10 protein-coding genes and 1 pseudogene are annotated in these 10,485 nt (G+C 46.5%); all 11 read right to left on the reverse strand.

What is annotated here, in order from left to right; genetic code table 11:
- Positions 1 to 2 precede the first annotated feature (2 nt).
- Complete coding sequence (gene gspG, locus NOU37_04800; protein ID MCQ4574546.1) at positions 3 to 518, reverse strand: type II secretion system major pseudopilin GspG; 516 nt, start codon at positions 516 to 518, stop codon at positions 3 to 5.
- Between the two features lie 10 nt (positions 519 to 528).
- Positions 529 to 966 (reverse strand): prepilin-type N-terminal cleavage/methylation domain-containing protein, encoded by a 438-nt coding sequence (locus NOU37_04805; protein ID MCQ4574547.1) that lies wholly within the window; start codon positions 964 to 966, stop codon positions 529 to 531.
- A 263-nt stretch (positions 967 to 1,229) separates the two neighbouring features.
- Positions 1,230 to 2,429 (reverse strand): type II secretion system F family protein, encoded by a 1,200-nt coding sequence (locus tag NOU37_04810; protein MCQ4574548.1) that lies wholly within the window; start codon positions 2,427 to 2,429, stop codon positions 1,230 to 1,232.
- A gap of 76 nt (positions 2,430 to 2,505) precedes the next feature.
- Positions 2,506 to 3,102, reverse strand: coding sequence for a hypothetical protein (locus NOU37_04815; GenBank protein MCQ4574549.1), 597 nt, complete (start codon positions 3,100 to 3,102; stop codon positions 2,506 to 2,508).
- 2 nt (positions 3,103 to 3,104) lie between these two features.
- Complete coding sequence (locus NOU37_04820) at positions 3,105 to 3,683, reverse strand: hypothetical protein (protein ID MCQ4574550.1); 579 nt, start codon at positions 3,681 to 3,683, stop codon at positions 3,105 to 3,107.
- Positions 3,670 to 5,025: a PilN domain-containing protein gene (locus tag NOU37_04825; GenBank protein MCQ4574551.1), complete on the reverse strand. Its 1,356-nt coding sequence runs from the start codon at positions 5,023 to 5,025 to the stop codon at positions 3,670 to 3,672. Before NOU37_04825 ends, NOU37_04820 begins: the two co-directional genes overlap by 14 nt.
- The gene (locus tag NOU37_04830) at positions 4,994 to 5,824 is read right to left on the reverse strand and encodes a general secretion pathway protein GspK (protein ID MCQ4574552.1); all 831 of its coding nucleotides are present in this window, start codon (positions 5,822 to 5,824) and stop codon (positions 4,994 to 4,996) included. Before NOU37_04830 ends, NOU37_04825 begins: the two co-directional genes overlap by 32 nt.
- An 80-nt stretch (positions 5,825 to 5,904) precedes the next feature.
- Positions 5,905 to 6,537: a prepilin-type N-terminal cleavage/methylation domain-containing protein gene (locus NOU37_04835; GenBank protein MCQ4574553.1), complete on the reverse strand. Its 633-nt coding sequence runs from the start codon at positions 6,535 to 6,537 to the stop codon at positions 5,905 to 5,907.
- Complete coding sequence (locus NOU37_04840) at positions 6,524 to 6,850, reverse strand: hypothetical protein (GenBank protein ID MCQ4574554.1); 327 nt, start codon at positions 6,848 to 6,850, stop codon at positions 6,524 to 6,526. The genes NOU37_04835 and NOU37_04840 overlap by 14 nt, the downstream gene beginning before the upstream one ends.
- Before the next feature lie 13 nt (positions 6,851 to 6,863).
- Positions 6,864 to 8,921: a type II secretion system secretin GspD gene (gene gspD / locus NOU37_04845; GenBank protein ID MCQ4574555.1), complete on the reverse strand. Its 2,058-nt coding sequence runs from the start codon at positions 8,919 to 8,921 to the stop codon at positions 6,864 to 6,866.
- 467 nt (positions 8,922 to 9,388) lie between these two features.
- Positions 9,389 to 10,426, reverse strand: a pseudogene (locus NOU37_04850) (beta-1,3-glucanase family protein).
- Positions 10,427 to 10,485 lie beyond the last annotated feature (59 nt).

Here is a 10,485-nt window from a genome sequence, read left to right on the forward strand (position 1 = left end):
CTTTACTCCCAGCTTACTATGTCCGCAGCTTCTCCTTCGCCGCCTTCATTTCTGTTAGACCCATAAGAAACTATCTCATAGTCGCCATACTCACCAGGATAGCTGTAAATATAGGATTCCCCCCACGGGTCGTTGGGTATGACCCTTTTTCTCAGATAAGGCCCATGCCAGTTAAGTACGTTATCGGGTCTTTCTACCAGGACCTGGAGCCCCTGTGCCTCTGACGGATATTCTCCCGTATCTAACCTGTACGTCTCAAGAGCCGTTCCAAAAGACTCTATCTGGGCACGGGCGATAACGGTCTTGGATTTGCCTATTCTCCCTATCAACCTTGGCGCTACTATGGAGGCAATTAAGCCTATGATGGCTACCACAATCAATATTTCCAAAAGTGTGAAGCCGGCTCTCCGGCCAGTAATCAGTTTTGAGGGCATATGAACCCTGGTGAGTTCACCCGCAAGCAACTCCATGCTGTGGCCTGTCGCCTGCGTCGAATCTTCGCGCATTACGGTCTTCATAGATATCTCCCTAATGGTATCTGCACGTTGGCATGCTGCTTAACGGGTCAATACTTATTACCGCCCTGCGTTTGTGCTTATCATTAATGTAAAGCCTTTGACTTGTGTTCCTGCCGCTAGGAGAGAACACGGCCAATGTGGAGTCCTTACTATCTAAGGGCAGGCTTAACCGCAACCCTTTAGGGGCAGGAAACTCTCTGCCATCCGACCTCGTCAGTCTATTCCCTTCCAACTTCAAACGTAGTGTATCTCCTTTTACCACGGCATCCAGATGAGACCGCCTAAGAAAACTAATGGTTAACACTACTCCCCTCCTGAACTCCATGGCACCCATAGTGGACACCATCCTGGGCACACCCAAACCCAGAAGGGCAAGGGCTATGCTTAATACTACTAGCAGTTCCAGCAGCGTAAACCCACAGACCTGTTTATATCTGATGCGAAGCATAAACTCCACCCGGTATGCAACCCGTTCTAACCAAAGCGTAAAGCAAAAGAGCTCTTCTTCTTAATTCCCTTATTTCTACCTCTTGAAAACGTCCACAGTATCGCTACCGGTAATGGACTTACCTGAAATCGTTTTGGCCTTCAGCACGCCTTTCACATCACCCGGCTTGAGTCCAGCCTTATTTGTCATAAATGAAAGAAGCTTACCACACTCTGTAGCTAAAAAGCAAACTTCATGGTGTATGGTAATCAATAACCACAAGATTAAATACTCTCCGTGAGGCTGAAGATAGAGCTGAGTAACGATACTACTATAACGCCAATGACCAGCCCCATGAACAATATAAGCAGCGGTTCCAGGAGGGTGACAATCCTTTTGACCTTTTCCTCCAGTTCTCGGTCTTGATTATCTGCCACCTTCAGGAGCATCTTATCCATACAGCCTGTTTCCTCTCCTACCGCTAATATGTGTATGTTTAGCCCCGGGAGAAACCCCCTCTTGGCAAGTGAGGCAGTAAGACTCATACCCTGTCTTACTTCAGTCCTTGTCCTATTTATGCAATCTGAGAGGTAGGTATTGGTAAGGGTGCTCTGAACTATCTCCAGGGATGGTACCAGTGGGAGTCCGTTTTCCAGTAGTGTCCCCAGGGTGCGGGCAAACCTTGAGGTCTCCATCTCCCAATATACATTGCCTATGTAGGGCGTCTTTAGTTTGACACGGTCTACCTTTCCTCTTATTAACCTGTTCCTTTTAAGTGCCAGTATATAAAGTATATAAAGTAGCAGTAAGCCCAGCAGGACGGCCCAACCATAGCCGGATATGATTCCGCTTATGCCTCCGAGTATGTAAATAGGCAAAGGGGTAGGCATATCCATGCTGTCAAAGATCTCTGTAAAGGTAGGGACTACAAACGTCACAATAATTATTATGGCTAGTAGGCCGGTAAAGAGGAGTATCAAGGGGTATATCAGGGCGGAAATTACTGCACTCCTCATCCTTTCAATTCTTTCTTCATACTGTGTGAGCCTTTTCAGTACACCCGGCAGTACGCCTCCTTCTTCGCCGGCCCTGATCATACTGATGTGTACAGTGGAAAATATCCCGGGGTAATCAGAGAGCGCATTGGCCAGAGAACGACCGGCCTTCAGTGAACTGAGAACGTCCTCCAGTATAGCCTTAGTAGCTTTGTTCTTCTGGGTGTTGGCCAAAATCCTGAGACTCTTATCTATCGGGACACCTCCCTCTAATAAGGTGGCCAACTCCCTCGTAAACAGATAAACAACCTTCTTGGGTGCACGTCTGGGGATGTTCTTACGTTTCCTGCCGGTCTCCTTGACTTTCAGGACAACGTAACCCTGCTTCTTTAATTCTTCTACTAGCTGGGCCTTATTTAGGGCATCCCTCTGTCCCTCTGTCACCCTGTTGGCGGTACTTATGACCTGATATGAGAAGGTTTTCATCATAAAACCATATCAACGGCAACCTTCTCCTCTGACGCGTGAGGAGTCGGAAGCTCCCGAACTTGTTTTATCGGTCCTCTTACTTCCAAGACTGCTCTTCCACTGATAGACCAGACGTAGCCTCATAGAGTTCAATGGTGAACGTCCTTCCATCCGATGACATGTAAACCCTATCAGGTTCAATGCTAAATAGTTTGTATCCGCCTACCTGTTCTCCCTCCCTGAAAAGGCGCGTACCCTTCTTATCTTTTATTAACGCCATTTTAGCGCCACCAACGATAGCTACACCAATGAGCGTTAGCCCTGACTTTTTAGCCAGACCCCCGTCCAGCTCTCCTTCTGCGTACTGCCGGTTCTTCTGGAGTGGCCCTTCCCATTCCTTTCTGTCGGGAGAAAATATATTTCCGGAGGTGATGCGTGTGTAGTACGTAACGTCTTTCCTTGAAGGCGTCTCTATGACTTCCACCTGGCTTCCCGGTCCTTCTATATCCGCGGCTTCAATCTCTGTCGGCAGCTCTACCCGGGCTAAAAAAAACACAACATCAAAAACCACCAGCGCCAGGACGGCTACTGAAAGACCTATGTTTACAAAGGCGGCCGAGCCCTTCCAACCTCTAATCTCTCGCGTGAGGACAGGTCTCGTCTGGTGAAGTATTTTGTTCTTTCCCGGTTCCATTTTTACCTACTTATGAGGGCAAAGGTATCCAGGGTGGCAGCAAGACTGACACCCTCAGCCCCGGCCAATTCCTTTATTTTCATGTCCTTTATGTAACAAGTAAAGTTATCGTTATTCTCAAGCAGGTAAATAAACTCCTGCAATTCTTCTGCCCTCGGGATATACTCCACTTTCAGGTCAATCTCCAGTTCCAGTAGAAGTGGGTCTTTAAGCAGCACTTCTTTGTGTACAAGGTCACTCTTTGAGATTACAAGATTGCTCTGGGCCGAGATTGTTTTAAGAAGTCTAGGTATCTCAGTCAAGACACGCCCCTCATGCGTAGCCACTATGAGATGGATGTTTCCCAAATGCCCAAGACCAGATGCCTCTTCCTTTACGATTTCTTTCCTGCTGAGAACACCCTGCAATTTTCGCAACAGGATGGTTTTATCTTCAAGCGCAACGTACTTTTCTTGGTTGCCTAAGGTAGCCACATCATATAAGTAATAAGACATGACGACCAGCGCGATGATGCACACTACCGATACCAAAACCTTTTCTCTCTTGGTTCGGGTGATATAATACGCTCTAGGATCTTTCATAGGTTTTCTCCCGTAAGAGATTGCCCTTCAAACGAAAGTGCTCCATGCCGTCCTTGTCCTTTACTACAGGGGGAATTAACTCCACGTTTGAGAAAATAGGCGCGTCTTCCAGCAAGAGCATCGTCTCCGACAGAGAGGCGGCAAACCCCTCTATCTCAAAAATGTTCTTCTTTACGGAGAGTTCTTTTATCCACGTGTTCTCAGGAAGGATGGTGGCTAACTCCAACAAAATATCAGCCCTGGAGACATAGCCCTTTTGGGAATTTGAGACGGCATCCAATGCTTTCCTGGACATTGCAATCCTGTTTAACTTCTCCAAAGCGAAGGCATGTCCCTTCAGCCCCGCTATCTCCGCATCAACCATAACCAATCTTCTTTGGTCCCTTATCTGGGAAATCTGGGGTATGGTAACCAAAAGAGAAAGGATGAGTAGTGCCAAAGATGCCAGATAGAGATTCTGATAATTTACCTTCCTTTTTGACGGCCTCAGGAATTGGAAATCGTAACTGTGGCTATGTGCCTCATAAATGGCTGCACCTGAGCTTTCCCAAGAGGGATCCAGGTACGCAACGGACACCTGCTTTGGAATGACATCTATGACTTGCCGTGGAAGTTTATCATCCTCAAAGCCTATCGCGAAGACAGCACTGGGAGGTTCCTCACGCAGGTTTTGCTTCAGTTTCTCTTCGTTACAAACGTGCGTCTCGACAAGTACGCCCAAATTATAAGAATTATAAACATATTCCCCATCCCCAATCCGGTGTAAGCATGCAACACCTTCACTCTTCCTGTTCAGCATGGGGAGAAATGCCAGGGGTGAAGGAATGACGCGCGAAGGCCTTAGCCCCAATATTTCAAGTCTACCAATAACGTCATCCAGCTCTTTTCTGTTTATTGCGAAGAGGTAGACCTTTCTTCCCCTGACGGATTTCCTTGACCTGTCAAGTGAGTTACACGGATACAGGTCAAAGTAGGCCTCCCCAGGTTTGAACGGGAAGAGGCTGTCCAGTTGCGAGCCAAGAGTTTTTCTCAGCTTTTTAAGGTCCTGAACTTCTACGTACAACTCCCTTACCGTAGTCTTCTCCCTAGGCCAGGACAAGATAACGGGTTTTTGTTTGCCTTTTATGAACTCAAGATTTGACCTCAGTTTTGAGGCGTTCCGGGAAAGGAAATCCTTTACAGTACCAGACTTGAATTTTGTGCCAAAGCGTTTGGTCGCCTCACAGACAAAGAGGTCGTTACCCCATAGAGCCAACCCAATGAAGGAGGGAAAGAAGGTGTTTATACGTCCGCCCGAAGGAGACTTCTTTTTATTCTGGGTATACTGCAACGATTTCTCCACGCTTTTTGTCCACTAATAACCTGTACTGACGCATAGTGGAACCCTGAGAACGAATACTTATGTAAGGGGAATTGGTGGTCGTCATGAGTGCACTGGCCTCTTCAAAGTCCATTCCTGCCACTCCAAAGCGGAAGAAAATGTCCTTCAACTCATCAATGTTTTTTATACCGCCTTTTTCCTTAACAAAAGCGACCAGCTTGCCTGCCTCCTTGGGTTTAATTCCCAGTACTGCGTGGACAACTCCACTCGAGGCACTATTTATATTAATCTTTAACTCTTTACCCGAAACAGTTAAATCTTCCTCTATCCTCTCGTAAACCCCCGGACTCACCCCCTTGACCAGGGTGAGTTCTTCCAAAGACTCCAGTGGACCATTTCTGTTGGTGTAAGGTTCCGGCAGCGATTCGTAGAACTTACTCTCTGCACCCTTCGGTTCAGGAAAATCGTCCTCATCCAACCAATCTAATAAAGAATCAGTTATAACTTCTGCTTCGCCCTTTGTAACCCCCCTGACTTCCAGCAGCCTCTTGAATATCTCCCTGTTATCCTCATCCAGAAAATTGATGTTTAACCTCCCTTGTTCATCCTCAATAAAGACATCGTATCTTCTGCCTCCGAGTTCCAGACTATAGGGTTCATGTCTGGGTCTCCAGTAGTCTTTTCTGCGCTCTTTTTCTGAAACACCCTCAGGCCCGGTTTCTTTTGGGCTCGGCACCGCATCATGTGTACCATCCATCTTCCCAGGAAGTTTTTGTAAGGCAATAAAGCATGCGCCACGAAGGTTATAACTTTCCTTCACGTTTTCCAAATACGCCCTTTCCAGCTCGGTGTTAATCCTTAGATTCTTTGTAAGACTCAACAAGACGAGCGTTAAAATCACTATTGTCCAGAGGACAAAAAAGAGGACATAGCCACTATCGGCGCAATAAGGTCTTGTTTCTCTTTCTCTTGTACAAGGGTCAGTTTTAACGCTCTGGGAATGTGTCGTTCTTCCACCCATTCGCTCTCCCACGGGTTCTTGCCCTCCGTTACAGCTCCAAGGTATTCAAATCCAATCTTATCATAACCCTTTAGTAACACTAATCCCTCAGAACCCTTCTCTTTTTGGGCCTTTCGTGCAGTCGTAAATCTCTTTTCTTTATATATCAGGCGATACTTACTCCCCTCTTCCTTCTTTACGGTGTAGTGAGCTATAACGAAACCTTTTCCCCTGAGATTTAAACGCACAGGGGTGATAAAGCTCAGGTCCCTCTTTTTGCCCACAAACCCGGCGCTTCTCGAATAACCCGGGGGGATAGCGGACACCTGTTCTCTCCAGAATTCCAGTGCGGAGGTCTTTCTGAGGTCTCCCTGCAGCAGCTTCTCTCCCCTAGCCATGAGGCGCATGGAGGATTTGATGATGGCACCGGATGCCACGATGAGGAAAACACCTATGGTCAATGCCACTAGCAGTTCCAGGAGAGTGAAGCCCTTAATGCTATGGAACCGGGCTTGGGTATCATTTCTGTACATGGACGCCAAGTAAATGAATCTTCGGTAAAGTCACATCGTAAACGAGGACCTTTTCGAACTCTTTACTGGTCCGTTCCACCACCTTCCAGGGCAATCCCTCGCTCGTCTTACCACGCCATACCTTTTCATCGCCCACCCTCTCAAACCGGTCTCCCAATATACCCAGGAAGGCCTCTTCTGTCTTATTAATGGCCGCGAAAACCGTCTTGTTACGCTCCGTCAGCTTTCGGGTGAGACGAAGATTGTCGGCCACAAGGCCAAGAAGAACAGCTACACATATCCCCATCAAGGCCACCCCTACCAAGACTTCCATCAGGGTAAAGCCTCTACGGGAGCAACACCTTTTCCACAAGGGATTTTGTCTTCCCACTGCGCAACTTTTCAATGGCCTTCAGCTTATTCTCAAAATCCTTCGTTACCTTGTCCGCCTCTTCCGGATTGCTCACAATAGTGGGCGTCAATATCAAGAGGAGTTCCGTCTTCCTTGTGATGACCTCCCTGGACTGAAACAAATTCCCCAGTAGAGGGATGCGGTGTAAGACAGGTACACGCTTTACGACCTTCTCCTTCTTGTTTTCTATAATACCACCTATTATTATAGTCCGCCCGTTTTCCACTACCAGCGAGGTACTGGCCTTCCTGGCGGTAAAAGCCGGAGTATCGAGTCCTGCTGAAGCAGCTTTTATAACAGAGGTTACCTCCTGGCTCACGTCAAGTGTAATCATATTGTTCTCGCCAATCCTTGGGGTCACGCTGAGTATAACACCTATATTCTTATACACGACGGTATTCGAGGTAACAAACTCCCCGGGCTGAGAGGGAGAAGGTTCTTGAATTCTCTGGGTTAATATGGGCTCTTCCTGGCCTACCTGTATAGTGGCCGTTTGCTCGTGACGTACCAGTATTCTGGGGGTAGACAACAGCTCTATGTGAGTAGTCGTGTCTAACAAAGTGACGAGCACGTCTAAATCCGAGTGGAGAAAGAAGGCCCTGGTTCCCCTCGGGAATTCCGTCTTAAGCGGACTTGGTATAGTCGGTCCCAGGCCTACAGAAACCCCATCCCTCAACAGGCCATTGTTTCTGAAAAAGTACTCCACCCCGTAAGCCAGGTCATCATTGAGGGTCACCTCTGCAATGAGCACCTCTATCAGCACCTGTTTGGGAGTTGCATCCATCACCTCAATTATTCTGCGAATATTCTGGTAATCCTGGGGAAAGGCCTTAATTGCCAGAGCGTTACTCTCCGCATCAGGGATAACCTTAACGGGACCTACCTGACTCGATTGCGCACCCATGGCTGATATCTCAGTAGATTCAGCCCCCGTAACTCTTGCCGGTCCCCCCTCCTCAAATAGCTCGTTGAGAACAGCTGCCATAGATTCAGCTTTCTTGTGTTGCAACTTGTATATGTAAAGTTGAGCCTGCCCGGAAGACTTTACATCCATATTATTTATCCAAAAATCAACGGTCGGTAATATCTCAGGGTCGGTCACTGTCACCAGGAGCTTATTGGTATCTGTCAACGGAATGAATCCAAGCTTGGCCGCAAGCCCTCTCTGTGAGCCGCCAAGGCTCTTGGTCAGAGACTTCAAATCCTTGGCTAAATTGGATACGTTTACGTATTTGATATCGTAAAACTTTACGGCTTTGCCGGCAAAAAACGGGGTATCAAACGTATTTATTATAGCCACCAACCGCGTCATGTTGGACTCAGTGTCCACTACTACTATGGCATGGGAATTGTTAGGGGCCATCGCCAGTCCGGCGGGCGTCATGAAGGCCCTGAGCGTAGGCATTAGGTCTTGGGGGGTTATGTAGCTCAAAGGGACTACCTGAGTTGTAAGATTAACGCCGCCTTTTTCTACCTTTTTCCCAAAGCTCAAATGCCCCAGCTCCATCTTTGCCTTTTCCAACCTGGTCACTTGTATCATGCCATTTTCCTGCACCAAGGCAAGGCCATCGACATTCAAGATCGTCTGGAATATGTTTAATATCTCCTCCTTATAGAATTGTCCCACCATGCGGAAGGTGAGCTTTCCACCCGCCGTTTCGTCTATAACGTAGTTGACTCTCAGGAGGTCTCCAAGCAACACTTTCGAAACTTCTCTAACGTCGGCAGCATTAAAGACCAGGGACACATCGAGTTTTTCACCCTCGCGGGTAGGTAGGATTACCTCCGGGGCATTTAGTTCCAGGGGAAAGGTAGATTCTGTAGGTTGCCCCGTCTCTTCTGCGGCTTCTTCCTCGGTTATCTGCCACTCCCACTTCTCCGGCTTTTTAGATACCTTGGAAGGCGTGGAAGGTTTAGGAGCGTCTTTGGCAACCGGGGTAGACTTGTCCTGTTGTTTAAACGGACCGACACACCCATAGATGGAAAAAATCATAGGCAGAAGAAATACTAGACACAAAAGCCCGCTAGAGCGCATTTCCACCCCTGTCAGAAACAGTTATAAGGTAGTGTCCGGCGTGTCAAGGAATGTTAATCGTTATTGCACCAATTGTAAAGGAGAAACCTTTAAAAAGCCCTGAGGGTGCCTGGGCTTCAAGGAAGAACTTGCGTGTCCCCCCTGCACGGAAGCAGTAATCAGGAGCTTTAGCCTGGTCTCCTATTTTTATTGATTCTTCGTGGACAACGTCCTTGTATGCTTCCGCACGATCCCTCTTGTTGTAAATGTCCCAGCCGAGGAGTTTAAATAACTGATTGATAAATTCCAGCCGAACCTGGGTTTCGTTGTACCGGCCAGATTTGTACGCTTAGATATTTCTAAAATATAAGCTGCTGGTTAAGGCTAACCAAACAGCTTTTTTATAACTGCAAAAATTTAAAAAATTATATGCCAGCAGGAGATCCTTAAGGCCCAAAGTTTGCGGGAAATACAATATGGAAGTGGTCTTGAATAGCCACACCGGCTCCGTTTTCCCAGTCGTTTGGATTTAGAACTTTTTTATTAACTATATCGAGATTTAATAATTTACCTAGATGTGTCGAAAATTGAATATCTGTAAATTGAGGTAGTCCTACACTTGGAATATTATTTACAGTATCAACAATTACATATTGTTTATTATTGACATATACAAATCCGAGTCTGCCTATTACTTGCGGAGGTATTCCTAATGATGTCAGGTAGTTATGGTTTGGCCATGTTATAGGTGTTGAACCATCTCCTGTGAACTTCCATATATGTAAAATTACAGGTTCACCTGGAGGAACTGTTATCGATGAACTTCTGTTATAAAGATCGTCATGGGCCAATCCGTAATTCATTCCGTTAATACTCCATTGATGTACTGTTTCTGAATAACGGTTATACTGATTGGCATTGCTGCCTTCAATGTCCTGGTAGTAATTCCATGGAAATCCTGCAATTCCTCCAAATGTTTGGTCATTCTGGCCCCACAGTCGCGGATTATATAGAACACCTCTGTTGATTGCAGTCTCAATGAGAGCCAGAAGTCTTCCAGCTGAGTTATTAGGTTCTGTCATTGAAGTACCTATTACCATTTTACTTGAAAAAGCATTTTTTCCTGTTCCTCCACCTACTGTAATTGGTGTACCATCAGCTTTAGCTGACAGAGATCTAGAACCTGAATCCCAGCTAAAATCTGTATATGTCCATTGGCCTGATTTAATAGAAAGGTCTCCTAAATTATTATAATTGGGAAAACCGATATCCATTGCCTTATCTAGTACTGTTGTATTGTCTGGCAAATAGTGTTGAGGAGCTAATGCCCTTACAATATTATTGGAACCATCTCTAATTATTGCCCCTGCTGAGTTGAATGGTGACGGTAGATTTGCAAATTTTTTCATTATAAAGTCTCTACCTACATCTCTCCAGCCAGTTTGTCTTGTTTTAAATTCCAGGGCCATAGGCATGCCAACGGCATCAACTGAGGTGTTCTATATAATCCGCGACTGTGGGGCCAGAATGACCAAACATTTGG

Source organism: Candidatus Bathyanammoxibius amoris, assembly GCA_024451685.1.
GTDB classification, from domain to species: domain Bacteria; phylum Planctomycetota; class Brocadiia; order Brocadiales; family Bathyanammoxibiaceae; genus Bathyanammoxibius; species Bathyanammoxibius amoris.

Excerpts from the sequence above, each read along its gene's own strand:
- NOU37_04805 (MCQ4574547.1), bottom strand. The coding sequence starts at position 966 with ATGCTTCGCATCAGATATAAACAGGTCTGTGGGTTTACGCTGCTGGAA.
- gspG (MCQ4574546.1), bottom strand. The coding sequence starts at position 518 with ATGAAGACCGTAATGCGCGAAGATTCGACGCAGGCGACAGGCCACAGC.
- NOU37_04840 (MCQ4574554.1), bottom strand. The coding sequence starts at position 6,850 with ATGGAAGTCTTGGTAGGGGTGGCCTTGATGGGGATATGTGTAGCTGTT.
- NOU37_04835 (MCQ4574553.1), bottom strand. The coding sequence starts at position 6,537 with ATGTACAGAAATGATACCCAAGCCCGGTTCCATAGCATTAAGGGCTTC.
- NOU37_04820 (MCQ4574550.1), bottom strand. The coding sequence starts at position 3,683 with ATGAAAGATCCTAGAGCGTATTATATCACCCGAACCAAGAGAGAAAAG.
- NOU37_04810 (MCQ4574548.1), bottom strand. The coding sequence starts at position 2,429 with ATGATGAAAACCTTCTCATATCAGGTCATAAGTACCGCCAACAGGGTG.
- NOU37_04815 (MCQ4574549.1), bottom strand. The coding sequence starts at position 3,102 with ATGGAACCGGGAAAGAACAAAATACTTCACCAGACGAGACCTGTCCTC.
- gspD (MCQ4574555.1), bottom strand. The coding sequence starts at position 8,921 with ATGATTTTTTCCATCTATGGGTGTGTCGGTCCGTTTAAACAACAGGAC.